Raw genomic sequence first — 25,709 nt, 5'->3', positions numbered from 1 at the left:
TAAGCACTCTCTAGTTAGGAGGGGTTTTAATAGATGAATGATTTGTTTGCTGACCGCATGCCTCCCCAAAATATAGAGGCAGAACAAGCGGTATTAGGTGCAATTTTTTTAGAGCCTTCTTCTTTAACAATGGCTTCGGAAGTCTTGATTCCAGAGGATTTCTATCGGGCCGCCCACCAAAAAATCTTTAATGTGATGCTGAAGCTGAATGATGAAGGTAAAGCAGTTGACTTGGTAACTGTTACTGAGGAACTGGCTGCAGCAAAATTAATAGAGGATATTGGCGGTGTCAGCTATTTAAGTGAACTAGCAGGTGCTGTGCCAACGGCTGCCAATATTGAATATTATGCGAGAATCGTAGAAGAGAAATCACTACTTAGAAGATTGATCCGTACGGCGACTAATATCGCTACAGATGGTTATACTCGTGAAGATGAAGTTGAATCACTTTTAAGCGAGGCTGAAAAAAGCATCATGGAAGTGGCCCAGCGAAAGAATGCCGGAGCCTTCCATGACATTAAAGATGTCCTTGTTCGGACGTATGACAATATTGAGGAAATGCATAAACGCGTTGGCGATATTACCGGCCTTGAGACAGGGTTTGTGGAGCTTGACCGGATGACTGCTGGGTTCCAGCGCAATGATTTAATCATTGTTGGCGCCCGTCCCTCTGTTGGTAAAACAGCCTTTGCCTTAAACATTGCGCAAAATGTTGCGAAAAAAACAGGGGAAAACATTGCTATCTTCAGTCTCGAGATGGGTGCTGAGCAGCTTGTTATGCGTCTTTTGTGTGCAGAGGGGAATATTGATGCCCAAAGACTTCGTACTGGGTCACTGACAGAGGAAGACTGGGGCAAACTGACGATGGCCATGGGCAGCTTGTCACAAACGGGAATCTATATCGATGATACCCCGGGTGTTAGAATTAGTGATATTCGTTCAAAATGCCGCCGATTAGCGCAAGAGCATGGCTTGGGAATGATTTTAATTGACTATTTGCAGCTTATTCTAGGAAGCGGCCGCTCTGGCGAAAACCGTCAGCAGGAAGTATCAGAAATTTCCCGCTCCCTTAAGCAATTGGCTCGTGAGCTGAAGGTGCCTGTTATTGCCTTATCGCAGCTGTCCCGTGGTGTGGAGCAGCGTCAAGATAAGCGGCCGATGATGTCGGATATTCGTGAGTCGGGATCTATCGAGCAGGATGCTGATATTGTTGCCTTCCTATACCGTGATGATTACTATGATAAAGAATCGGAAAACAAAAATATCATTGAAATAATCATTGCCAAACAGCGTAACGGCCCGGTTGGCACTGTCCAACTGGCATTCGTGAAGGAATATAATAAATTCGTAAATCTGGAGACTAGATATGAATCTCCAGGGGCTTAATGGGGCCTGATTCCCGCTGCTTTAATGTTGTCCTGCAGCGGGATCAGACCCCTTTTTAATAGATTTTTAGTTTACGAACATATTTTACTATTTTAATATAAATCGTTCGTGTTTAATTGACTTTTCTTATAAATAATTGATAAACTATGTAAGGGAATTAATTAATTTAATGAAAGTTAAAAATTCGGAGGTGCCTTAAATGTCATCAGTAGTGGTTGTTGGTACACAATGGGGAGACGAAGGAAAAGGGAAAATCACTGATTTCCTTTCAGAAAATGCAGAAGTAATTGCCCGTTATCAAGGGGGAAATAATGCAGGCCACACCATCAAGTTTAATGGCGAGACCTATAAGCTGCACTTGATTCCTTCAGGTATTTTCTATAAGGAGAAAATTTGTGTCATCGGAAATGGCATGGTAGTCGATCCAAAGGCACTTATTCAAGAACTTGCCTATTTACATGAAAAAGGAATTACAACTGATAACCTGCGTATCAGCAATCGTGCCCATGTCATCCTTCCATATCATATAAAATTGGATGAAGTGGAAGAGGATCGCAAAGGCGCTAATAAAATTGGTACAACTAAAAAGGGAATTGGTCCAGCATATATGGATAAGGCAGCCCGGAACGGGATTCGCATTGCTGATTTGCTTGACCGTGAAATTTTTGAAGAAAAATTGGTTCGCAATCTAGAGGAAAAAAACCGTTTATTTGAACGCATTTATGAAACAAACGGTTTCAAAGTCGAAGATATTCTTGATGAATACTATGAGTATGGCCAGCAGGTTAAGCAATATGTCTGTGATACTTCCGTCGTATTAAATGATGCTTTAGATGAAGGCCGCCGTGTATTGTTCGAAGGCGCCCAGGGTGTTATGCTTGATATCGACCAAGGAACCTATCCATTTGTTACGTCTTCCAACCCGGTTGCCGGCGGTGTAACGATTGGTTCAGGAGTTGGCCCAACTAAGATCACTCATGTTGTTGGTGTATGTAAAGCGTATACTTCCCGTGTTGGTGATGGCCCATTTCCAACTGAGTTACATGATGAAATCGGCCACCAAATCCGGGAAGTCGGCCGTGAATATGGTACAACGACAGGACGTCCACGCCGTGTTGGCTGGTTTGACAGCGTTGTGGTTCGCCATGCTCGCCGTGTAAGCGGATTGACAGATCTTTCGTTGAATTCCATTGATGTTCTTACAGGAATTGAGACATTAAAAATTTGTACAGCTTACCAATATAATGGCGAAGTCATTACAGAATATCCTGCCAACCTAAAGATTCTTTCTCAATGCCAGCCAATTTATGAAGAACTGCCAGGTTGGACAGAAGATATTACCGGCTGCAAATCATTAGACGAACTGCCTGAAAATGCCCGTCACTATGTAGCGCGCGTATCTCAATTAACAGGAATTCCATTATCGACCTTCTCAGTTGGTCCAGATCGTACCCAAACCAACATTGTCAGCAACCCTTGGAGACAGGTTTAATGAGACATGGGGACGGCTCTTCTGCATCAAAAACAGAAGAACCGTCCCTTTTTTAAACGGGTTCACTTTAGAGGTGCAATCATTTTAAACCACACAGCAAAACACACTTGAATTCACAATATGATTCACAGTGCGATTTTTATTGATTTTTCACCATTTTAGAGAATTTTAATTGCTTACAAGGTATTGGAGGGTGTGTGAATTTTTAAACTCCCCCAACGCTTTGAAACATAAGAAGTCTTATCCTTAATTGAGTAACTAGTGGTAATAAAATAAGCGAAAACTTTTCCGCTAAATGGAGAATAGGGCTCATTCCGGCGTAAATAAGGGAAGGTTTTTCGCTTAAACAAAGCAAAATCCCCAATACTGAAGTTTTTTGAGTCAATAGGGGAAATTTCTCTGCCTATTTTAGTTATTCTTGATCTTAATTGCTAATTAAGGGAAATTTCTCCCCTTATTTATCAAACTCTGTCTAATGAACTTGTACACTTACGTTTGCTTTAGTCCAATAAAGAAAATAAGGCTTAGAGATACTTTCATCTCAAAGCCTTATGGACTGTGCAATATACTGTGATTTGTGTTGTGAAAGGTTATGTGATTTGGTATGTGGTTAGGGTTGTGATTTACCGTTTTGCACCTCAAAAGTAAACCTGTTCCCCTTTTTTAAAATTTTTTCAGAAAAACTATTGCCTAATAAACACCATCATGATATTATAAAAAGCGTCGTCACGAAATGACAAACAAATACGAGCCATTAGCTCAGTTGGTAGAGCACGATCGAATAAGCTTCAGCGGAATTGCTTCAGGGCAATCGCCGAGCCGCTGCTTGAGTAAGCTTACTGAGGTGGTTGCATCTGACGACGGAATGAAAAGATTAGGGAATCATCTTAATAATGAGCCATTAGCTCAGTTGGTAGAGCATCTGACTTTTAATCAGAGGGTCGAAGGTTCGAGTCCTTCATGGCTCACCATTCTTTACGAATGGCCCCTTGGTCAAGCGGTTAAGACACCGCCCTTTCACGGCGGTAACACGGGTTCGAATCCCGTAGGGGTCATTGGCTTTGGTCGGCCGGTAAATGACTGGCAAGGACGGTCTCCTTGCTGGCCGATCATATTCTAAATTGGTCTGGTAGTTCAGTTGGTTAGAATGCCTGCCTGTCACGCAGGAGGTCGCGGGTTCGAGTCCCGTCCAGACCGCCACTTTTTTAAAAGTAGGTATATGGCTCAGTAGCTCAGTCGGTAGAGCACGATCGAATAAGCTCCCTTGAAATACTTCAGGGCAGACATCGAGACGCTCCTTGAATAAGCCTTCTGAGATGTATGCAAAGGACCTGCCTCATACTTGTTGTAGGAAATCATCTAAATATGGCTCAGTAGCTCAGTCGGTAGAGCAAAGGACTGAAAATCCTTGTGTCGGCGGTTCGATTCCGTCCTGAGCCATCCCAAAAAGAAGTTCGCAAACATTGCGGACTTCTTTTTTGTTATATTTGTTACATGAATGTAATAAATGTACCTATTTTTTGAAAAAAACATAGAAACCTGTCTTATTTTGTAAAAATACCCCGATATTAGACAATCCTTGATGCAATAGGAATTTCCCCCTATTACCGTACAAAAATACGGGAAGAAATGACTAACATATTTCAAACAACGTAGGAAAATGTCAGTAATTATACAATTGTGTTACATTATGGAGACTAGTAATCTCCTCTCTATAAAACTATGGTAAAGTAAGAGTGGCTAAAATTCTGGGAAACCCTTTCATTGTGTTTTACCGTGGTTTAGGAGGAAATAATGTTTTCTTTAAATAAAAAAAACAATTCTAAAAAACTTTTATTATTAAAAACAACCATTGCATCAGCAGTAGCAGCTTCTGTCATTGCGTTTAGCAGCGGCCCGGCGGCATTGGCTACTTCACCTGATTTAACCACTGTTTATCATGTTTATCTCAATGGTACATACATAGGTAATGTAACCGATAAAGCAATTGTCGATAAGATTATTGCAGAGAAACTAGATTCTATGAAGGAATCCATCAAGGATCTTAACATAAAGTTTGGAGAACAGGTTCAATATGTACCTGAACAGGTTTTCAGCGCCAATGCAAACAACCAAGAGACTCTGCAAAATTTAAGAAATACCTTCCAAGTTCAAGCAGAAGCGGCTGCCATTGTTATCGATGGAGCACCTGTTGTTTATTTGGAAAATAAGAGTACAGCAGAGGAGGTAATCAAGAATCTTAAACAGCAGTATGTTAGTGAACAGCAGCTGCAAGACCTTGAAGCACGTAAAGCGGCTTCACCTGATACCTTACCGGCTTTAAATCAAAATGAAACACGTATATTAAATGTAAGCTTTTCAAAAAATGTATCTGTGGAAACGGAAAATGTAGAGTTGCAAAAAATCGTAACTCCTGCTGAAGCTGTTACTCTTTTACAAAAAGGCACTTTGGAAGAAAAGAAGTACGCTGTTCAAGATGGCGACGCGCTTGAATCAATTGCCCATCAAAATGGATTGACAGTTCCGGACCTGCTAGCCTTGAATCCTGGACTAGCAGCAGATTCATTAATAAAAGCCGGCCAGGAAATGAATATTACGGCCTTAAAGCCATACGTGGATGTAATCGTTGAAAAAGAAGTGAACCAAATCGAAACCATTCCATTTGAAACGCAAATCGAAGAAGACGCAAATCTTCCTAAGGGAGAAGAAAAAGTACAACAAGAGGGTCAAAACGGATCTCGCTCAGTAACCTACCATATTTCAGAACAAAATGGTGTTACTGCACAAAAGGACGTTACTAGTGAGCAAGTCCTGCAGCAGCCTGTAAATAAAATTATTATTAAAGGAACAAAGGCCATTCCTTCCCGTGGTGAGGGCACCCTTGCTTGGCCGACTGTCGGCGGGTATGTATCCAGTGAAATGGGCTTCCGCTGGGGTAGAAAGCATAAAGGGATCGATATTGCCAGACCAAGTAATTTAACAATCAAAGCAGCAGATAATGGCGTAGTTGTTTCAGCAGGCTGGGACAGCGGCGGCTATGGAAATAAAATTATCATTGACCATCAAAATGGAATGCGTACCCTTTATGGCCATATGTCCTCGCTTAACGTAAAAGCAGGCCAGACTGTTTCCAAAGGAACGGCGATTGGTGTTATGGGAGCAACCGGAGATGCAACGGGTGTCCACCTCCATTTCGAGGTTTATAAAAATGGCGGCTTGGAAAATCCACTTTCTTATCTAAGTAGATAACAGTCTCTAGTTTTAACTAGAGGCTTTTTCTTTTGGCTAATAAGAAAGTATAAACTTTCTGCCGAAAGCTTTATACTTTCTTAACGCATAAGTGCAACTACGCCTCTGTCTTCGCCCTTAGGGGGCTCACCAATCGGCGAGTTTTCTTTAGAAACTCTAGTAGTTAACTGGAAGAAGTCTTCCAAATACTTGTTATGGATGAATTTCAGACGAAACAATGGTAAAGTAAAATAGAGTTGTTATGACTTTAATAATGAAAAAATAGACAATAAAAACAAAAAGGAGCAATGGTATGGAAAAGAAAATTCTCGTTGTTGATGATGAAAAACCGATTGCTGATATCCTCCAATTTAACCTAAAAAAGGAAGGATATGATGTCTATTGCGCCTATGATGGAAACCAAGCACTTCAATTAGTTGAAGAAATCCAACCAGATTTAATCCTGTTAGATATAATGCTTCCGCAAAGAGACGGAATGGAAGTTTGCCGCGAAGTCCGGAAAAAGTACGAAATGCCGATTATCATGCTTACAGCTAAGGATTCAGAAATTGATAAAGTTCTTGGTCTTGAGCTTGGTGCTGATGATTACGTGACGAAGCCGTTTAGTACAAGAGAGTTAATCGCCCGTGTGAAGGCGAATTTGCGCCGCCATCAGCAAATCATTGCACAGCCGGATGCGGAAGATGAAACGAATGAAATTGTTGTTGGCGCTCTCGTCATCCATCCGGATGCCTATGTCGTGTCTAAACGCGGGGAAACCATTGAGCTAACCCATCGTGAATTTGAATTACTTTATTACTTAGCACAGCATATTGGGCAGGTTATGACACGTGAGCATTTACTACAAACGGTCTGGGGCTATGATTATTATGGTGATGTTCGGACGGTCGATGTTACGGTACGCCGGCTTCGTGAAAAAATAGAAGATAGTCCGAGTCACCCTGCTTGGATTGTGACGCGCCGCGGGGTAGGTTATTATTTACGGAATCCTGAACAGGAGTAGTGACTGGTGAAAAAAGTAGGCTTCTTTCGCTCGATACACGTTAAGTTTGTGATCATCTATGTGCTCCTCCTTTTAGTTGCGATGCAGATTATCGGGGTTTATTTTGTCCGGCAGCTGGAGGAAACATTGAGGACAAATTTCCAAACGGCCTTAAAAGAGCGTGTGAATTTACTAGGATACAATATCCGTGAGGAAATACAGAAACAAAGAACTGCTGAAGACCCGACTCTTGAGGAAGATATCAATAAAATCCTTAGGGATTTTGATAATGCTGGGGATATCTCAGAGGTGCGGGTGATTGAAAACAGGTCACTAAAGATTCTCGGGACTTCTGATTCAGACAATCAAGGGCTTGTGGGCCAAAGAACAACTGAACTTCGTATTAAACAATCAATGGTTTTGGAAGAAGACCAAAGTGCCCTGTTAATTGATAAGAAGACGGGAAACCGGATCTGGGTCCTCGCTACGCCGATTAAATCCGGCAAGAAGGTTATCGGAGCCATTTACCTCGTCGCAAAAATTGAGAGTGTTTTTGAACAAATGAAAACCATTAATACAATTTTTGCAACAGGGACAGCCATTGCGATGTCAATCACAGCAGTATTAGGGATCTTGTTAGCCCAGACCATTACAAGGCCGATTGCCGATATGAAAAAGCAGGCATTGGCAATGGCCAAAGGGAACTTTTCTCGGAAGGTAAAAGTGTATGGGTACGATGAAATCGGTACGCTGGCGATTACCTTTAACAATTTAACAAAAAAATTGCAGGAAGCCCAGGCAATGACGGAAGGGGAACGCAGAAAACTATCCTCCGTCCTTTCCTACATGACTGATGGCGTTATTGCAACGGATAGAAAAGGCAGGGTAATCCTTATTAATGAGCCGGCAGCAGAAATGCTGAGTGTTTCACGTGAAACAGTGCTCTCCCAGCCAATTGTGTCATTATTAGATTTGGATGACACGAATACCTTTGAAGATTTGTTGGAGGAGAATGATTCGCTCATTTTGGACTATAGTACAAAGCAGGAAAGATACATCCTAAGGGCCAATTTTTCCGTGATTCAAAAAGAAACTGGCTTTGTAAACGGATTGATATGCGTTCTGCATGATATTACCGAGCAGGAAAAAATTGAGTTCGAAAGACGGGAGTTTGTAGCCAATGTTTCGCATGAGCTAAGGACCCCATTAACGACAATGAGAAGCTACCTTGAGGCTCTTGCAGATGGTGCATGGCGTGATGAGGAAATTGCTCCAAACTTTCTGGAAGTGACAAGCAAGGAAACGGAACGAATGATTCGCTTGGTAAATGACCTGTTGACATTGTCAAAAATGGATAGCACTGATTATCGGATGACAATGGAATGGGTAAACTTTGTTGATTTCTATGACCGAATTATTGACCGTTTTGAAATGGCAAAGGAGCAAAACGTAACATTTAAAAGAATTCTCCCCAAGCATGGCATCTTCGTTGAAATGGATGAGGATAAAATGACGCAGGTTTTATACAATATCATTTCCAATGCTTTGAAGTATTCTCCTGAAGGCGGCCAGGTCACCTTCTCTATTCAAGAGAAAAATGAGACCATTATTGTCAGCGTTTCAGACCAAGGAGTGGGGATTCCCAAAGAGAGTATCGGAAAAATATTTGACCGTTTTTATCGAGTCGATAAGGCAAGAACGCGGAAAATGGGCGGAACAGGTTTAGGACTGGCTATTGCTAAAGAAATTGTCAGTGCTCATGGCGGAAATATCTGGGCATCTAGTAGGGAAGGGAAAGGAACTACCATTTCATTTTCCTTGCCATATGAAAGTGCTGAAGAGGATGAATGGTCATGAAATATGAAAATATAAAATCCATTATCTTAACAATATTGGTGTTTATCAGTATTTTTTTAACCTGGAATCTCTGGACATACCAGCCTAACTTCGACACGATGGAAAATGACAGCTATGTTGCGGAAGTTTCGGTGAGTGAAAAGCAGGAGCTGCAGAAAATCGTTCGTCCTGACCGAATTCTCTTTCATATAAAAGATGATCATTATGGGACCAATGATCCGGATGAAATTGACAATGTCATAAAGGAAATTAGCAAATGGTCTATCTTTGATATTAAAAACTATACCGACAATGTTGAAAACATTAATGACCTTATTCACAGCCCTGGAAACGCAGAAATAGTTTTTCCGGGTGAGGTCCCAATCGCTATATATCGTGGTGTCTTAAACATTGAAGGGAAAAAGGTTCCTTCCTTTAATTTTAATAGGATGATTATCAACGTGGAGAATTCCAGCAATGAGAATGGAGTTGTCTATTTTGTTTCGTCGGAAAACCAGCAGGTTTATATAAGTCATATTTCACCGGCAAATTTAACTGCTTTTAACCGAGACATTTTCAAAAATGCACCTCGCTTTCCGCGGTATTTTGCGTATAAGCCCTCGGAAAATAAAACGATCTTTTTACCGGAAGGCCAAACAGATATGAAAACGTATAAGTATTTGCCTGTTACCCTTAATTCGGAAAAATTTAAAGAAGCCTTGTTCAGAGACCCTAGCAATGTGCAGAAGAACCCGATTCGTGGTGGGGAAGAATATACAAGTGACTCAAGTAAAATGACAGTCAGTGATGATACGAATATACTTTCATACGTCAATCCTACTGCAGAGGACGAATTTGTTGATAATTCTTATGACTTAGTGAAGCGCAGTATTGATTTAATCAACGAACATAGCGGATGGACGGATTCCTATCATTATGTTTCAAAAAATGAATACAGTGCCACTGTTGTATTTCGACTTTATACCGGTGACGGCTACCCCGTGTTTAGCGAACGAGGCATCTCTGAGATTACGGAGGTATGGGGCCGAAATGAACTTAATAGATATATACGGTCCAACATTGCCTTGGAGCTGCCGCTTACAACCGAAATGAAAACGGTGAAGCGGGCCTCCGGTCATGATGTGTTAAATTTCTTAGAGAAAAAAAGGAATTTTAAGCCTGAGCTTCTCGAGGAGTTAGTATTAGGGTATCGAATGGATCGGGATTCGGAGGAAAACCAGTTAATCCTTTTAGAGCCTGCCTGGTTCTATCGCTATGATAAACAATGGGGAGAGCTTACAATGGATAACCTAGGGGGGCCGGCACATGGATTGGAGTAAAATTAAGACAATTTTCATTGTTACATTCTTAATCTTGGATGTATACCTGCTGTTCCAATTTATGAAAATCCGTGATGCCAATAAATATGAATTCGTAACTGAGACGTCTTTTGAAGAGAAACTAAAGGCTGACGAAATTAAATACGAAGAACTGCCGACAGCGAAAATAAAGTCGCAGTACTTAAGTGCAAAACCAAAGGTTTTTACAAAAAGTGATACGTCAAAGCTGAAAGGGCAGTCCGTTACCCTAAAGGATCCCGGTACCACCCTTCAAGCGGAATTGGAAAAGCCATTTGCATTAAGCAATAAGTTCGAACCTGCCGAATTGGCCTCCTTTTTAAAGGACAATATTTTGTACGGAGACCAGTATCAATTTGGGGAGAAAAATGAGAAAAAGAGTACGATCACATATTTTCAGCAATATGAAAGTTCTCCATTATACAAAAATATTAACGGGATGATTACCTTTACGTATAATTCTGAAAATCAAATAGTCTCTTATCAGCAGACCTATCTAGAGGGATTCGAGAAGCTTGCGGCGAAGGAAGAAATACTCACCCCTTTAAAGGCGATTGAAACGTTGCACCAAAAGGGAGAAATCAAACCAAAAAGTAAGATTACCAAGGTGGAGCTTGGCTACTCAACACGTATCCAATTAGCAGCCTCACAAGTGCTGGCGCCAACCTGGCACTTTGTAGTCAATGATAAGGGAAATTTATTTGTGAATGCTTTTGAAGGGCAAATCATCCAATTCAAAAGCGATGAAAAAACTAAAGTGGAGTGAAATGTATGTCTTTACGTTATAGCATTCTTACAAGCGGGAGTACAGGCAACGCCCTATATGTAGAGGCTGAAGAGCACTCCTTTCTTGTCGATGCAGGCTTAAGCGGTAAGCAAATGGAGGCGCTGTTTCAGCAAATTGACCGGGATATCAGCAAGCTTTCTGCTATTTTTGTAACTCACGAGCATAGCGATCATATCAAAGGAATTGGCGTTTTAGCGCGTAAATATAAGCTGCCAGTCTATGCAAATGAAAAAACTTGGCAGGCTATGGATGGTTTAGTAGGTGCAATCCCAACTGAGCAGAAGTTTGTGTTTGATATGGAATCTGTAAAAAACTTCGGTTCAGTTCAAATTGAATCTTTTGGGGTCTCCCACGATGCGGCTGAGCCAATGTTTTATATTTTCCATCATTCCGGCAAAAAGCTCGTCCAAATTACTGATACCGGTTATGTAAGCGATCGGATGAAGGGCATAATCAAAGATGCCGATGTATATATTTTTGAATCCAATCATGATGTGCAAATGCTAAGGATGGGCAGATATCCTTGGAACATTAAACGAAGAATCTTAAGTGACGTCGGCCATGTTTCCAATGAAGATGCGGCACTTGCAATGAGTGAGGTCGTTGGTGACCGGACCAAACGGATTTACCTTGCCCATTTAAGCCTAGATAACAATATGAAGGATTTAGCGAGAATGTCGGTGTCACAGACGTTGGAAAGCCGCGGCTTAATAGTGGGCGAACAATTTGACCTGTATGACACAGATCCAAAAATACCGACTGTGTTGACTGCAGTATAGAGAGGTTGCTTTCTGTTGAAGGCTCCTCTCTTTTTTTAGTATGAAAAAAGTATGAACAAAAAATGAAGTTTTATGGAATATTATCCAAATTTTTAGTAAATTACTTGTGTTGGAGTATAATTGTTTATATAAGCCAAAATAAACGTTAGCAATGGTTCTGTAGAGAGGAATGGTGTAAATTGGGTTATTATGATGATCATTCTCCAAATCGCTATCGGGAGCAAAAAGGAAATAAAAGTGGAATTTTTATAGCAAGCCTGGTTGGAGCCGTCTTGGGAGCCATTTTGGTGATTGTCTCCATCCCCGCTCTTGCCAACCGCGGTGTACTTCCATACAAAGTAGAGCCACAGCAAAGTACTGTGACAGAAACAGATAATACATCTAAGCAAAATGTTGTACATAAACAAATATCGTATGATGTTAACACCAATATCACCAATGCCATCGATAAAACAGCTGATGCTGTTGTTGGAATTAATAACATCCAGTCAGCGGGATTTTGGGATAATGGCGAAAATGAAACGGAAGATCCGGCGGGAACAGGATCAGGAGTAATTTATAAGACGGCAGGCAGCAGGGCCTTTGTGGTAACAAACCACCATGTTGTTGAGGGGGCTACAAAGCTCGAGGTTAGCCTTTCGGATGGTACAAAGATACCGGCCAAGCTATTAGGAAGCGATATTTGGACAGACCTGGCTGTACTTGAAGTGGATGCTGAAAAAATTAAAAAGGTTGCGGAATTCGGTGATTCTGACAGCTTAAAAATGGGTGAACCGGTTATTGCCATTGGCAACCCGCTTGGTCCTACCTTCTCTGGTTCAGTCACACAGGGAATTATATCCGGCTTGAAACGGACGATTCCGGTTGATATTAATCAGGATGGCATCATTGATTGGCAATCAGAGGTATTGCAAACTGATGCTGCCATCAATCCAGGAAACAGCGGCGGTGCTTTAATTAATATGGCCGGCCAAGTAATCGGAATTAATTCGATGAAAATATCCCAGGAGGCCGTTGAAGGAATCGGCTTATCGATTCCGATAAATTCAGCCAAGCCGGTCATTAATGATTTAGAACAATTCGGCAGCGTAAAGCGGCCTTACATGGGTGTAGATTTAAAATCTGTTGATGAAATTCCTGCCTATTACCAGCAGGAGGCATTAAAACTGCCACGCGATGTAACCCATGGGGTTGCTATTCGCCAGGTAGTTCCAGGCTCACCGGCAGCAGTTGCCGGTCTGCAGGAATTGGATGTCATAGTTGAAATGGACGGACAGAAAATCAACGATGTCATTGATTTAAGGAAGCATTTATATCAGGTGAAGAAAATCGGTGAGCAGATGACGATTAAATTCTATCGGGACGGTAAGATAAAAGAGGTAACCATGACACTGGCGGGGGATAAAACTCAATAATGGTGTTGATTTAGGGAAGTGATTGATTCACTTCCCTATTTCTTTTTGTTATGATAAATGAGGATTTTAGCTAGGTATGAGAAGAATGGTTTGGTAAAAACTATTGATAAAAAGAAAAAGGTTTGGGGAAGGTGAAGTAAAATGATTTATTCCTGTGAGGAACATGTGAGTGAAGCAATGGATACGATCTTGGAGGAATATGAAACATATCCTATTTTAAATAAAATTGATGTGGATAACTTATCAACAACCTGTGAATATTGTCGAAATCAGGCTGTATATATTGTGGGGAACAAATGATTCCATACAAGATGTGGATAAAAATTGTGAATATGTGGATAACTTCTGTGGATAAGTTGTTTGTAAACTGTTTGTAATCAAATTTTTAAAGGTTGTGGATTGTGAATATCTCAATTATTACGGTTGGTAAACTGAAAGAAAAGTATTTGAAGCAGGGTATTGATGAGTATTTAAAAAGATTATCGGCCTATGCAAAGGTAGAAGTTATCGAGGTTGCCGATGAAAAGGCTCCTGAAGAATTAAGTGAGTTGGAAATGCTGCAGGTAAAGCAAAAAGAAGGGGAACGGATTTTAGGGAAATTAAGTCAGGATACATATGTAATAGCATTGGCGATTCAAGGAAAAATGCAATCTTCCGAAGAGCTGGCGGATACATTAGATAAGTTGGCATTGTACGGGAAGAGCAAGATTGCTTTTGTGATCGGCGGATCATTGGGGTTGAGTGAAGAGGTTTTAAAAAGATCGAACGAGCAGCTGTCCTTTTCGCGAATGACCTTTCCCCACCAATTGATGAGGCTGATATTGGTTGAACAGGTTTATCGGTCGTTTCGGATTAATCGGGGTGAACCTTACCATAAATAGAGGGAGTTTTTTACATTAATTTTCCTTAGTGCGTTATTAAAGCCCAGTAGGATGACTACTGGGTCTAAATCTTTATTTGCTTTTTTCATAGATTGGCTTATCTATAGATTTCCTACTTAGAGAAATACGTATTCGAGTTTTCCTACCCTTTTTATGATTGTAGGGCAGGTGGAGCCGCCACTGATAGCGGATAGCAGACATGCGCAAAGCTATAACTATAAGGACAATCAGGGTCAACTGAATGGGGGTACTCCAACCCAGCCAAATACATACGGCACATAAAATCGTTAAAATCGCATGAATCTCTTCCTTTAAGGCAAGGGGTTTTCGAGCCGCGATGATGTCACGAATCATCCCCCCTCCTACGCCTGTAAACATCGACGCCAAGACCATTACGCCCAAATCATTAGAAAAAACCTCTTGAGCTGACAATGCTCCCTGAAGAGCAAAGGAAGCAAGACCAATTGAATCAAAAAATAAACTCCATCGCTTCCAATGATTAATCCACTTTAGCGGTAATAATACGACGAATGTCAGCGTCAGTAACACCGTTAAAATGATGGAATGGTCCCATAGCTCTGAAACCGGGACACCGATAATCAAGTTTCGTACAAGCCCTCCCCCAAAGGCTGTGGTTAATCCCAATGCAAAAACCCCAACAAAGGAATATTCTGCTTCAAGGGCTACAAAAGCCCCGCTTGCTGCATATGAAATAATTCCGATAAAATGAAGGACGATCCAAGACATTCCTTTAAAAAACCTCCTGATATTAATAATTTACTTATCTCTTCAGACGATAATACGAACGTTGCAAAATACCTTGCAAGAAAGAAAAATATCAGTATTCATTTTTGAACAAAAAACTCCACCACAAGAAATCGCCTCTTTAGCACGATTATTGTGGTGGAGTAATCAATTAGCATTGCCTACTAATAAATCATTCCATTGGAAATAATAAATAGAGTTCTAACAAAAAGTTTTATTAGGACTCCATCAATAAATTTGTCGAAATTTTGTCCAACAGCATTGATTATACTCCTCCCAAGCAGAAAAACAAGACAAATTTTTAGGACTGGTTGAATTTTTTGTGGACTTTGTTGTATAGTATCGATTTGTTAGGAGGAGAGAGCATGGGGAAAAAGGAAACAGCGTTTAATGATATTGTACGGAAGATGCGGAAAGAGATTTTTGGAAAGGGACCGGAGCAAATTTTTACTCGCTTCGTGGATAATATGGCGATCACAACCATGTATGGTATTCTAACTCCGACAGAAAAATTTATTGCACAATCTCAAGAGGGTAAAAAAGTAATTCATACTGCCCGAACTGAAATGATTCGGGATATATATAAACAAAAAATCCCAGAAGGAATGGAGGAGATCGTAGGTTCAAAGCTCCTACATTTATTTTCGGATGCGAAGATTGAAGAGGATATGGCTGTATCTGTATTTATTTTTGAAAAAACGATTGAGTAATAACCAAGGGGATTTTTTGCAAATAAAACAGAGCATTATTCAAAACGCCTCAAAACTTCCGGTTTAACAGGTGCGGTGAAACCATACCATAAATAGATGCAGTAGTTTTGATTAAATTGTGTGCTTTACTTAAGAGTCACATGAGATAGCATTACTTATCTTTTTTTAGTTGAGCATAAGCAGACTATTAATTAAGATGTATGATAGGAAAATAAAAGCATTAAGGTACAACTTTAATGCCAATAAGGAGACTGAAAAGTTTGGATAGAAACAGATTTTCATTAATACTCTTGAGATTCAGGCTATCTCACTAATCCTATTTGTAAGGGACTTTCGGATCGTAATATATTTGATGTTATTGCCCATAGAAGATTCCATCCTACTACCGGCTTATTCCCTAAATGGAAATCCCGAACCGCCCGCGGAAAGCGGAGCATCTGGAGCGGAAATCAACAGGCCCATTAGCAGGAACAATTTTTCATAAAAAAGGAATTCCGGATTCTGATAAAATAAAAAATTGCCGAGAAAAATATACTTTCTCGACAATCTGATAGTAGAGTATTTTTCTCTACTATCTTTACTAATCAACAGCACCTGTTCGTTTTATTTCAACCTGAATAGTTGATTTTAACTTTAAACTTGAATACTTTTCCCTCAAATCTTTATCACTAAAATTGGAATATTTTCTGATGCTTTTTATTTTTCTTCCAATGCCAATTGGATCAGTATTTAATTTTCTTAACTCCTCAAGAAAATCCCCCAATTCTTTGCTTAGTTCTTCCCCAAGCAGTTGCTCCAATTTTTTTATAGATTTCTTGTTGCTAAGAGTAATTGCAGGCTGTATTTCTATAGTTGAAACCTTAATCGTTGCGTTTAGATAAAGGTCATCTTCGTTAGATAATTTAACTTTTCCTCGGTGCTTTATTGGACGAATTGTAACGTTAAATTTATTTCCTTTTGGCTTTTCGACTAGTGGTATTCCCTTTTTTTCTAAAATCTCTATAGGAATGTTTACTGTTATATCTCCCAAAGAAGCCCTGCGATTGGTGAACAATTTTATGAACAAGGTTTTCGTTAAAGAAATAGAACCGACCATTTTATCATCCTTTAATAATGCCACCTTTTCAATATAGGGTGCTGCACCATTCTTATTCGATATAATAGGTAAGGTAGGATCGATGCCAATTTCATATAGAGTGGAGAAAAAATCATGCAGGTTAGAGTTTATTAACATTTCATTCCTTGTTTGCTTTTCCAATAATTGATAAATATATGACCCCATCTCAGGGTATTCTTCATAGTTATTATTTTTAATGACTTCTTCAGTATTGTTTGTAATGGCCAAAAATACTAATGATCCAATGCTGCTGTCTCGTTGCATTGTATCTAAAAAGGATGAAATTCCTATCTTTTCACTTATATCTTTATCAAAAAGTATTGTCCTCAATTGTCCAGATGTAATGTCGTGGCTTGTTTGTTGTTCTAACCTTTGTCTTATTTGTTTGCTTGTAGTACCGACGGCAGAAATGGTTTCACTTGTTTTTTCTTCTTTACGGTCGAATTGCAACAAGCTAATAGAGCCTTTATATGTATCTTTATCAAGTAAATCATAACCAATAATAGTTGAAATCCCTTGCCTTTCTAATATTTTTCCAGGGGGCACGCATGCAGTACAGAGAAGACAACAAAATAGAATAAGCCATTTTTTCATCTTTTCAACTCCGTTAAGAATGTGAAAAAAGTTTAGATTTAATGATTGATATGGAATATAACAAGATCGGATAGATAAACCATAGGTAAAAGCCGACATGACCAACTTGATTAAAAAAAAGGTTATTTTCGACTCTTTTGGTGACAAAAAAACTCGTGATAAAAATGATTATTGAGATTACCCATATACCATGTTTTTGTTTTAAATGAAATATTTGTTTTACTCCTTTTGAAGAAATGAACAGGTATAAACATAAATTTGGAAAAATAACCAATATCCATAATGGAACGGCAATAAATTCAAACCTTTCAAGAAATGGAAAATGGACCGTGCTTATCATACTGACCACAGGCCAAATATGTATTTCTAATTCCTTTGGACTAAAAAATAATATCGAAATAACAGTTGTTATAAAGACAATAAGTGTAGTAGACCAGATTGCTAATTGACTGAAAAAAAGCAGCTTTTTTTTCTCCTTTATAAATGGAAAAATAAAAAATAAAGTTTCAAAACCTAACATTGTAAAACTGGTTTTAAATACTCCTTTCATTATTTGTGCTGGGGTTGCCGACATGACGGGTAAAATTCTAGTGAAGTTTATTGATTCAAGTGGTTGATAAAAAACAAATACCAGCCATATAGTCATTAAGAAGGATAAGAAACATGTTCCTGCAATTACTCTGAATCCGCCAGATACGGCATAAATGGTTACTAATAATAGCACTAAAACACCTACCCATTCATCAACTCCTTCATATCCCCATGTCAGGGACAATTCAACATAAGCAATGATGATAGAGTAAAGAGCTGCAATAAAGTAAATAACCATAAAGGTATTGATGATACTGCCTATAAAGCGACCAAATAAATTCTCGTGTATTTCATAAAGATTACAGTTTTCATATTTACCAAGGATGCTAATTATCATCCAAATGATAACACTAATGAATAGTCCAGAGAGTAGAACACTGATCCAGGCATCTTGCTTAGCTTCAAGATAAACAATTCTAGGGACGCCAAGTATGCCCATTCCGATTTGTGAAGTGTGAATGATAAAGAAAGCAATATAGGCGTTTACAAAACTAATATTTGATTTCATTATCCACCTCAAAATTCATCTAAATCGTTTTCTGTTTTTTTAAATTTCCATCTTATCCGGAATACGTTTAATGGACGATTGACAACAGGACGTTTCCTATAAAAATGGTGTGGAAGCCGTATGAGAAAGTACTTTAAATCCTTTATCCTAAACGGGTATAGAGGTGCAAGATAAGGTCTATTTAAGGATGTCAACTTTAACAAGTGGACAACCAGTACACAGACACCAATCATAATCCCATTAAAACCCCAAACACCTGCTAGAATAATGAAAGGAAATCTGGCAATTCTTATAGCAGTCCCCATCTCATAAATTGGAGCTGAAAAGGCCCCTAATGCACTAAATGCCACGATAATAATTAAAATATTGCTAGTTAAGCCAGCCTCAACAGTTGCTTGACCAATAACAATCCCTCCAACAATCCCCATTGTTTGACCTACTTTTGATGGAAGACGTGCCCCTGCCTCTCTAAGTAATTCAATTAATAATTCCATTAATATTGCTTCTAGTAACGGGGGAAAAGGGACTTGCGAACGTGATTGCCCAATGACAATTAACAATTTAGATGGTATAAGTTCATAGTGATAGGTAAGGATTGCAACATAGAATGCTGTAAAGAGCAGTGATCCAGCCATAGCCAAAAAACGTATAAATCTTATGAAGGTACTCAAAGACCAGCGTAAATAAATATCCTCTGTTGATTCAAAAAACGAAAAAAAATTAGCAGGCCCAATAATAGCCACTGGGCTTCGATCTAAAAGGATACCAACCCGTCCATTTAAAATAGAATAGAGAAATCGATCGGGCAGTTCTGTCATGATAAACTGAGGAAAAAAAGAATAATGATTATCTTCAAGACACTGTGCCAAAACTGAACTGTCACTTATATCATCAGTTGTAATAGTTTCAAGCTTCTGCTTAAGTGTTTTTAGTATGTCTTCATCCGTTAAATCTTTAATGTAAATAATTCTTAATTTCTTCTTAACAAGTTCTCCTATTTCCAATTCATCCGTACACAAATTAGAATTATTTAGATTTTGTCTGATAATTTTTATATTAGAAGACAATGATTCTGTAAACGAAATTTTAGGGCCGTATACCAAAGATTCAGTTTCTGCTTTCTCGATGGATCTTTCAATTGGATTAGCACAATTTACTAAAAGGGCTTTATTTTCTTTTAATAAGTAAATATAAACGAATCCATTTAAAAGTGAAGAAATAATTTCTTGTTCCTTAAAGTCAATCTTTACCTCGTCAATCGGGATATTCTTCATTAAATAAGAATAGGTTATATCTTTTTTTGGCAGCTGTTGAATGAATTTAATAACATATTCATTAACTGTTTCAGCCTTAATTAAATTTTTCATAAATACAATTTCCAGACAATCTCCCGCGACCTCAATGGACCTGCAAAGTAAATCTGGTGATTGGTTGAGGATATATTTAATTTTTTTATAATTTGGGCAGTTATTGTTATTTGGTGTATTTGCCATTTGAAAAATCCTTAATAATTTTTTCTTATTATTTGAAAAAAAAACCATTTTATCCATGGTTATATAAAGAAGTAAGTCCAGAAAGTAGTTTATGGACTTGTTTTGAATTGAATTGTAAAAGATAAAAGTGGAATAAACTGTTTGGAAATAGGATAAGTTGCTGCGTAATCAAAGAGGGTGATAAATCCTCATTTAGATACAATACGGTGAACCGTATCATAAGTAAATGAGGTTTATATATCTGGTATAAATTCTATTTTAAACATAATCGGAGAGCAAACGTAAAAAAGGAATATTTTGTGCAGAAAAACCGCTAGAAATTTTATGTTCTTAGCAGGTTTTTTCATGTCTTAATTATAATTCCTTATCCCTTTATTAATTTGTACCAATAAATGCATCAAAAAAAATAAAGTGACCAAGGTGGTTATTTTACCAATGTATTCTGAAAACACTGACGAAAGATAGTGATTTTTGTCAAAAAAAAAACATATAATTGGTATGAAGTACTCAAAAATCCTTGGGAGCTAAAAACGCTGAATGAACATCATGAAAAGCTAGGATAATTAAAAGACCTCATTTAGATATGTTACGGTGAACGTATCATAAATAAAGGAAGCTTTTTGAATTTAGGCTGGGAATGGCGGTAGTAAAAAGGATGATCAAAACTTGTAAAGGAATGGTCAGTTTTGAAGGAAAGAAGCTGTGGGCACTTGATTTACCGTAACACTTCCATAGAAGAGCAAGGGGCGTCTAAACCAATTTAAGGTTTAACGCCCCTCGTTTTTTTGTTACCTTTGCATTTTATTATCAAATGGCAGCTTGTTGATAATGTAAAAATGCTTTCACGTGATGAACCAGGCCGTCATCCGCCAGTTTCAGATATGTCAGATCTCCGGCATCCTCACCGTCAACCACCCATTTGACTCGATCAGAAGAATCACGGGAATTGTAAACCTCGATCGAATAGGTTGTCTTTCCGTATACATAGTCGATATGGAAGGATTCCCATTCATTCGGGACGCAAGGCTTGATAGAAAGTTGATTTTTCTGAAGCTTGATTCCCAATACATATTCCAGGCCTGCTTGATACATCCAGCTGGATGCTCCGGTGTACCAGGACCAGCCGCCGCGGCCCTGATGAGGATTCGCTGTGTATACATCAGCAGACATCACATATGGTTCATTTCCATATGTCTGGATATCCCTCTTGGTGAGCGTATGGTTGATTGGATTAAGGATGGAAAATAGCTCAAAGGCTTTGTCCTGACGACCTAACATTGCCCAGGCGACAATACCCCAAATGACACCGTGGGTATATTGACCGCCATTTTCACGAATCCCAGGCGGGTACCCTTGAATGTAACCTGGACTTGGTTTAGTTACATCAAATGGTTCTGTCAATAGCTTTGCAAGATTAAAATCGCGATCGACCAGCTCATGGTCAAAAGAAGCCATGGCCTGAGTCTGACGCTCAGTTGTGGTGCCCTGAGTGATGACGGACCATGATTGGGCGATGGCGTCAATCCTGCATTCCGTGTTAACCTCAGATCCAATCCATGTTCCTGAATCCGTAAACGCTCGGCGGAACCAGCTGCCATCCCAGGCATGAAGGTTGAGATTTTCCTTCAATTGCTGGGTAGAGGTCCTGAAATATTCCTCCACATCAGGTGGGAGTACTCCGTCTTCAAACATTAAAAATCTATTCAGGATATCAAGAAGGAACCATCCCAGCCAGACGCTCTCCCCGCGTCCCTTTGCACCAATACGGCTCATGCCGTCATTCCAGTCGCCAATCCCCATGAGCGGGAGCCCGTGCTCCCCAAATTTCAATGAATGGTTAATGGCCCGAAGACAGTGGTCCAAAAGTGAACCTATCTCATCAGACACAACTGTATCTTCGTATCGCTCCAGTTCTTCTTCACGCAGAACGTCACTCTGGAGGTATGGAACCATCTCCTTCAGAATATCGTAATCCCCAGTTTGGTTAATATAGCGGGAAACAGTATACGGAAGCCAGAGAAGGTCGTCTGAAAATTTGGTCCGGATCCCTTTAAATGTTTCTTGATGCCACCAGTGCTGGACATCTCCTTCTTGGTATTGATGAGCAGCATTAATCAGTATTTGCCTTCGTGTAATGGAAGGGTCGGTATGCAAAAATGCAAGCGAGTCCTGCAGCTGGTCCCGGAAACCAAACGCCCCTCCAGCTTGATAAAATGCAGTCCTTGCCCATAGGCGGCAAGCAAGCGATTGATACAATAGCCAGCCGTTCATCATGATATCCATGGCCCTGTCTGGTGTCCGTATTTGTACTTGTCCTAGAATCTTCCGCCAATAATCTGCAACGCTGGAACTTGTCTCCTCGAAAGCAAATGGGTGGCTATACTGTCTAATAAGCGAAAAAACCTTTTCTTTGGATGAATCACAACCAAACAAAATGGTCACCGTTATTTCAGCATCCTCGGGAATCTCTACGACGGTTTGGAGGGCCCCGCACGTATTGGCAAACGCTCCTGTCCGTTTAGAGAGTCCTTTTTGCAAAAGCCCCGCGGGAAAATCTAGTGCCCCGCCATTACCGATAAATTCCTCCCGATCGCCTGTCCAGGAATACAAGTCGTCTGATTGCCCAGTCGACTGGGGCATTGCGATATGCATGAAGCTGACGGCATCCCGAAATGTTTCCTGGAAGGAATTGCGGGCAAGAAGCACTTTATGTTCCGCGTCCCATTCAGTAATGATAAAGGGCGCCTGTGCTTCACGTGTGACGCCGAGAACCCATTCTGCGAAATAGGTAAGGGAAACTCGTTTTTTAGACTGGCTTCTATTGCGTAGCCGCAGCTTGAGCAATTTAACCGTATCCTTCAATGGAACAATGATTTCCATTGTATGTGTTACATCTCCATCCTGTTGTTCAAAACGGCTGAATCCCTTGCCATGTGTGACTTTGTAGTTCAAATGAGCCCCTGCTGGTTTTGGGGTTGCTGACCAGACATGATTTGTATCAAGGTCCTGTAAGTAAAGGCACTCTCCAGGCTCGTCAAGAACAGGATCATTGGTCCATGGAGTGAGTTTACATTCCCTAGAGTTTCTCCACCAGCTGTATCCGGTGCCAAGATCCGTGATTAAGGTGCCAAATTGTGGGTTGGCTAGGATATTGCTCCACGGCCTCGGCAAATACGAGTTGTTTTGTACGTAAATTTGATAGGCCTGGCCATCCTCGGTGAAGCCTCCCCAGCCATTGAAGAATTCGCCTTCAGCTGAGTATTGGGATGATGGGCCGCTATTTTTGATTTTTCGTTCGGCTATAGGCTGATGCTGTTCGGGACGTAAAGGAGCATCGTAAGCAAGCAGCTGTGCACCCAGGCTCGGACCTCCTGCCCGCAGCCAGACACGGGCCGTTGCTTTTAAGAGGGTATGAACCTTTTCGTCAAGTTGTGAAGCTTTCAACCCGATCATACGCCTTGGTTGTCCCACTCCCCTGGCGGCCAGTTGATCCCTTAAACGATTCATGAGTTGATCCTGGTACCCGCCCTCGGTCTCATCAAGCACCACCAGGTCGATTTCTAATCCCAGCCTGCACAGGTACTGGTGTTGTTGTGCCGTCAATACTACGAATGGCAAATCTGCCGAATGCTTAATTGAAACAACCGCAATCGGGGCATCTCCGCTAATGCCATGGGACCACAAGGCAGACTGGCCTAAACTATTCTGTACAATAGCCTTCCTGCGTAAAGGTGTTAAGGCTGGGGAATAGAGAAGGCGTCCTGCCAGCCTTTGGGCGTCCGAAGCTTGCTTTGGCGTTAGGTGCAGGTGCCGAAGATCAATTTGCGAGCGGACCAATGCAAGATGAAACATCCGGTCAGCCTGCTTTGGTTCCCGTAACTGCTGTACAATGTCGAGTGCCTGTCGGCGGCTTTCTGCCACACCTGTCACAATGTAAACAACAGCTGCGTCTCCAGGTGCCAAATGAATGCGCCGTCTCATAACAAATGCCGGGTCCACAACAGAGCCAATTAGTCCGTTTAAGGTAGAAGCCATGGCTTTTGGTTCCTTCAAGGAATACCCCCTGCCGATAAATTGGGCACGATCTGTCTCAAATTCGTATCCTTGTACCTTAGGGTCATGAACATAAACAGAATGCACGGCCCATATCTCCTGTTCTTCATCCTCACGGGTGCGTTTTTTGGCTAATAAACATTGAGTTTCTGGATCGTGGCTTGTGTCGATAAATAATTTACTAAAGGCTGGATGTGCACTCACTGCTGAAGGATTTGCGAGTGCCAATTCTAAAAACGTGGTCACCTCTAATAACCTGTCTTGGTCGCTATTGTTTACCAGCTGCAGACGCCGAATCTCTGCATCCACATCAGGGGCCACTGTTATTTCAAGTTTAGATGAGATCTCACGATAGGATCCTTCATAGGTTGTTTTGTCCAAGCGAAATACGGAACTTGGCTCTTGTATGGAATAACATGGAAAGTTCATAATGCTCCATGTTTCTTCTGAAGTCTTATCGTGAAGGTATATCATCATGCCAGAATGATCCATAATGGGATCTTCCTGCCATCGGGTGATGGAAAGCCCATTCCATGACAGCATGCCCGTCCCCCTGCTTGTGCTCATACTAGACATACGGCTGTTTGAGAGGACGTTTACTTCGGGAACAATGGTTGGTTTCGTAAATGACCGTTCCAGAGTGTCAAAATGTTCATCAAAAGAGGTGAACTTCTTATGCAGTCCAATAGGCTCTTTCAGTAGAGCCGCTTTTTCAGGAATGCGCTCCTGTAAAAGCAAATCAGCCGTACAAACGCGAGCATCGGAATGGAAACGATTAATCATTTGATCATCCAATAACAAATTGCTCAGGGTCAGCATGCTCATACCCTGATGGTGCGCCATGTAACTTTGCACAATCTGGTATTGCTCGCCATTAGTAAGTCTAGGGGCCGTAAAATCAACAGCTTCAAAATAACCAAACTTGCCTTTTGCACCCAGGTCTTTAAATTTGCTTAGGGAGGCTAGACCTGCTTCACCAGCATAAGGAAGCGCCATAATGGTGGCATAGGGGGCAAGAACCAGATTTTGCTCAAGACCGCGATCAAGTCCAAGCCCTGGAACACCAAAAGCACGATATTGATAGTTCAATTGATAATCAAAGGCGTAATAACCACTTTCCGAGATTCCAAAAGGCAGCTGGTACTGGTCTGCATACTTTCGTTGTTGATGAACGACGCCTCGATAAGTCGAATCCCAGATTGTATTTTTGTAGGTACGCATTATCAGCATGGGCATTAAATACTCAAACATAGTTCCTGACCAGGATAATAATGTTTTGTACTGTCCGGCTTTTGTCATTGTCCTTCCCAACGAGAACCAGTGTGAAACTGGTATTTGCCCCAAAGCGATGGCAACAAAGCTTGTCTGCCTTGCTTCAGAAGCCAACAAGTCATAAAGAATGGAATCCTTCTGGCCAGAATCGACATGGTACCCAAGCGAGAACAGCCGTTCATCCGGATTATATAGTGCGGCAAAATTGGTCTGTTCTATTAGTTGATCAAGCTTATGAATGATGTTCTGGAAACGGTCTTGGTAATGTTCCTCCCGTTTGCTCCATTCAATCAGGCTTTGCTCCACAGCCATCAAATAAGCGATGAAGTTTCCAGAATCGACCGTCGAAACGTATTTTGGGTAAAGCGGTGTTGCGGTACACGTATCATACCAGTTCAACAAATGCCCATTCCATTTCTCCATTCGCTGAATCGTTTCTAT

The 25,709-nt window shown here is 40.5% G+C and carries 17 protein-coding genes and 4 tRNA genes; 16 read left to right on the top strand and 5 right to left on the bottom strand.

The features are described from left to right. Nucleotides 1-33: 33 nt before the first annotated feature. From dnaB to rlmH, 15 genes are all read left to right on the top strand, one after another. Complete coding sequence (dnaB, locus tag ACZ5AE_RS28520) at nucleotides 34-1,386, top strand: replicative DNA helicase (protein ID WP_464568344.1); 1,353 nt, start codon at nucleotides 34-36, stop codon at nucleotides 1,384-1,386. 199 nt (nucleotides 1,387-1,585) lie between these two features. Further along, the gene (locus ACZ5AE_RS28515) at nucleotides 1,586-2,878 is read left to right on the top strand and encodes an adenylosuccinate synthase (protein ID WP_464568342.1); all 1,293 of its coding nucleotides are present in this window, start codon (nucleotides 1,586-1,588) and stop codon (nucleotides 2,876-2,878) included. Between the two features lie 895 nt (nucleotides 2,879-3,773). Next, a tRNA-Lys gene (locus ACZ5AE_RS28510) sits at nucleotides 3,774-3,849 on the top strand. 12 nt (nucleotides 3,850-3,861) lie between these two features. Further along, nucleotides 3,862-3,933 (top strand) — tRNA-Glu (locus tag ACZ5AE_RS28505). Between the two features lie 68 nt (nucleotides 3,934-4,001). Beyond that, a tRNA-Asp gene (locus ACZ5AE_RS28500) sits at nucleotides 4,002-4,078 on the top strand. A gap of 167 nt (nucleotides 4,079-4,245) precedes the next feature. Then, a tRNA-Phe gene (locus tag ACZ5AE_RS28495) sits at nucleotides 4,246-4,318 on the top strand. 354 nt (nucleotides 4,319-4,672) lie between these two features. Next, a complete protein-coding gene (locus ACZ5AE_RS28490) occupies nucleotides 4,673-6,127 on the top strand; it encodes a peptidoglycan DD-metalloendopeptidase family protein (RefSeq protein WP_464568340.1) in 1,455 nt (484 codons plus the stop codon). Between the two features lie 292 nt (nucleotides 6,128-6,419). Beyond that, complete coding sequence (gene yycF, locus ACZ5AE_RS28485) at nucleotides 6,420-7,130, top strand: response regulator YycF (RefSeq protein WP_464568338.1); 711 nt, start codon at nucleotides 6,420-6,422, stop codon at nucleotides 7,128-7,130. Between the two features lie 6 nt (nucleotides 7,131-7,136). Continuing rightward, the gene (gene walK / locus ACZ5AE_RS28480; RefSeq protein ID WP_464568336.1) at nucleotides 7,137-8,966 is read left to right on the top strand and encodes a cell wall metabolism sensor histidine kinase WalK; all 1,830 of its coding nucleotides are present in this window, start codon (nucleotides 7,137-7,139) and stop codon (nucleotides 8,964-8,966) included. Then, nucleotides 8,963-10,285: a YycH family regulatory protein gene (locus tag ACZ5AE_RS28475; protein ID WP_464568334.1), complete on the top strand. Its 1,323-nt coding sequence runs from the start codon at nucleotides 8,963-8,965 to the stop codon at nucleotides 10,283-10,285. Before walK ends, ACZ5AE_RS28475 begins: the two co-directional genes overlap by 4 nt. After that, the gene (locus ACZ5AE_RS28470; RefSeq protein WP_464568332.1) at nucleotides 10,272-11,069 is read left to right on the top strand and encodes a two-component system regulatory protein YycI; all 798 of its coding nucleotides are present in this window, start codon (nucleotides 10,272-10,274) and stop codon (nucleotides 11,067-11,069) included. The genes ACZ5AE_RS28475 and ACZ5AE_RS28470 overlap by 14 nt, the downstream gene beginning before the upstream one ends. Nucleotides 11,070-11,074: 5 nt before the next feature. Further along, the gene (locus ACZ5AE_RS28465; RefSeq protein WP_464568330.1) at nucleotides 11,075-11,869 is read left to right on the top strand and encodes an MBL fold metallo-hydrolase; all 795 of its coding nucleotides are present in this window, start codon (nucleotides 11,075-11,077) and stop codon (nucleotides 11,867-11,869) included. Between the two features lie 179 nt (nucleotides 11,870-12,048). Then, nucleotides 12,049-13,284, top strand: a complete 1,236-nt coding sequence (locus ACZ5AE_RS28460) for a S1C family serine protease (RefSeq protein ID WP_464568328.1) — start codon at nucleotides 12,049-12,051, stop codon at nucleotides 13,282-13,284. 141 nt (nucleotides 13,285-13,425) lie between these two features. Next, the gene (locus ACZ5AE_RS28455; RefSeq protein ID WP_464568326.1) at nucleotides 13,426-13,584 is read left to right on the top strand and encodes a CxxH/CxxC protein; all 159 of its coding nucleotides are present in this window, start codon (nucleotides 13,426-13,428) and stop codon (nucleotides 13,582-13,584) included. 101 nt (nucleotides 13,585-13,685) lie between these two features. Beyond that, a complete protein-coding gene (gene rlmH, locus ACZ5AE_RS28450; RefSeq protein WP_464568324.1) occupies nucleotides 13,686-14,165 on the top strand; it encodes a 23S rRNA (pseudouridine(1915)-N(3))-methyltransferase RlmH in 480 nt (159 codons plus the stop codon). Nucleotides 14,166-14,237: 72 nt separating this feature from the next. Here rlmH and ACZ5AE_RS28445 read toward each other — a convergent pair whose 3' ends face one another. Beyond that, the gene (locus tag ACZ5AE_RS28445) at nucleotides 14,238-14,912 is read right to left on the bottom strand and encodes a trimeric intracellular cation channel family protein (RefSeq protein WP_464568322.1); all 675 of its coding nucleotides are present in this window, start codon (nucleotides 14,910-14,912) and stop codon (nucleotides 14,238-14,240) included. 383 nt (nucleotides 14,913-15,295) lie between these two features. Here ACZ5AE_RS28445 and ACZ5AE_RS28440 point away from each other — a divergent pair, with 383 nt between their 5' ends. Next, entirely contained in the window at nucleotides 15,296-15,640 is a 345-nt protein-coding gene (locus tag ACZ5AE_RS28440; RefSeq protein ID WP_464568320.1) for a Na-translocating system protein MpsC family protein, read from the top strand. A 580-nt stretch (nucleotides 15,641-16,220) separates the two neighbouring features. On the opposite strand, the gene ACZ5AE_RS28435 is transcribed toward ACZ5AE_RS28440, so the two are convergent. From ACZ5AE_RS28435 to ACZ5AE_RS28420, 4 genes are all read right to left on the bottom strand, one after another. Further along, nucleotides 16,221-17,351, bottom strand: coding sequence for a Ger(x)C family spore germination protein (locus ACZ5AE_RS28435; protein ID WP_464568318.1), 1,131 nt, complete (start codon nucleotides 17,349-17,351; stop codon nucleotides 16,221-16,223). Nucleotides 17,352-17,364: 13 nt separating this feature from the next. Further along, nucleotides 17,365-18,450, bottom strand: a complete 1,086-nt coding sequence (locus tag ACZ5AE_RS28430; RefSeq protein ID WP_464568315.1) for a GerAB/ArcD/ProY family transporter — start codon at nucleotides 18,448-18,450, stop codon at nucleotides 17,365-17,367. 8 nt (nucleotides 18,451-18,458) lie between these two features. Beyond that, nucleotides 18,459-19,943 (bottom strand): spore germination protein, encoded by a 1,485-nt coding sequence (locus tag ACZ5AE_RS28425; RefSeq protein ID WP_464573757.1) that lies wholly within the window; start codon nucleotides 19,941-19,943, stop codon nucleotides 18,459-18,461. A gap of 807 nt (nucleotides 19,944-20,750) precedes the next feature. Next, nucleotides 20,751-25,580, bottom strand: coding sequence for a glycoside hydrolase family 94 protein (locus tag ACZ5AE_RS28420; RefSeq protein WP_464573756.1), 4,830 nt, complete (start codon nucleotides 25,578-25,580; stop codon nucleotides 20,751-20,753). Nucleotides 25,581-25,709: the final 129 nt, after the last annotated feature.

The sequence above is a fragment of the Neobacillus sp. S1227 genome, from assembly GCF_055385255.1.
This window is presented reverse-complemented; position numbering and strand designations above follow the sequence as displayed.

Bases quoted from the DNA above. Each gene is read 5' to 3' on its own strand.
- dnaB (WP_464568344.1), top strand. From the start codon at position 34: ATGAATGATTTGTTTGCTGACCGCATGCCTCCCCAAAATATAGAGGCA.
- ACZ5AE_RS28515 (WP_464568342.1), top strand. From the start codon at position 1,586: ATGTCATCAGTAGTGGTTGTTGGTACACAATGGGGAGACGAAGGAAAA.
- ACZ5AE_RS28490 (WP_464568340.1), top strand. From the start codon at position 4,673: ATGTTTTCTTTAAATAAAAAAAACAATTCTAAAAAACTTTTATTATTA.
- yycF (WP_464568338.1), top strand. From the start codon at position 6,420: ATGGAAAAGAAAATTCTCGTTGTTGATGATGAAAAACCGATTGCTGAT.
- ACZ5AE_RS28475 (WP_464568334.1), top strand. From the start codon at position 8,963: ATGAAATATGAAAATATAAAATCCATTATCTTAACAATATTGGTGTTT.
- ACZ5AE_RS28470 (WP_464568332.1), top strand. From the start codon at position 10,272: ATGGATTGGAGTAAAATTAAGACAATTTTCATTGTTACATTCTTAATC.
- ACZ5AE_RS28465 (WP_464568330.1), top strand. From the start codon at position 11,075: ATGTCTTTACGTTATAGCATTCTTACAAGCGGGAGTACAGGCAACGCC.
- ACZ5AE_RS28455 (WP_464568326.1), top strand. From the start codon at position 13,426: ATGATTTATTCCTGTGAGGAACATGTGAGTGAAGCAATGGATACGATC.
- ACZ5AE_RS28445 (WP_464568322.1), bottom strand. From the start codon at position 14,912: ATGTCTTGGATCGTCCTTCATTTTATCGGAATTATTTCATATGCAGCA.
- ACZ5AE_RS28440 (WP_464568320.1), top strand. From the start codon at position 15,296: ATGGGGAAAAAGGAAACAGCGTTTAATGATATTGTACGGAAGATGCGG.
- ACZ5AE_RS28435 (WP_464568318.1), bottom strand. From the start codon at position 17,351: ATGAAAAAATGGCTTATTCTATTTTGTTGTCTTCTCTGTACTGCATGC.
- ACZ5AE_RS28430 (WP_464568315.1), bottom strand. From the start codon at position 18,450: ATGAAATCAAATATTAGTTTTGTAAACGCCTATATTGCTTTCTTTATC.
- ACZ5AE_RS28425 (WP_464573757.1), bottom strand. From the start codon at position 19,943: ATGGCAAATACACCAAATAACAATAACTGCCCAAATTATAAAAAAATT.
- ACZ5AE_RS28420 (WP_464573756.1), bottom strand. From the start codon at position 25,580: ATGGCTGTGGAGCAAAGCCTGATTGAATGGAGCAAACGGGAGGAACAT.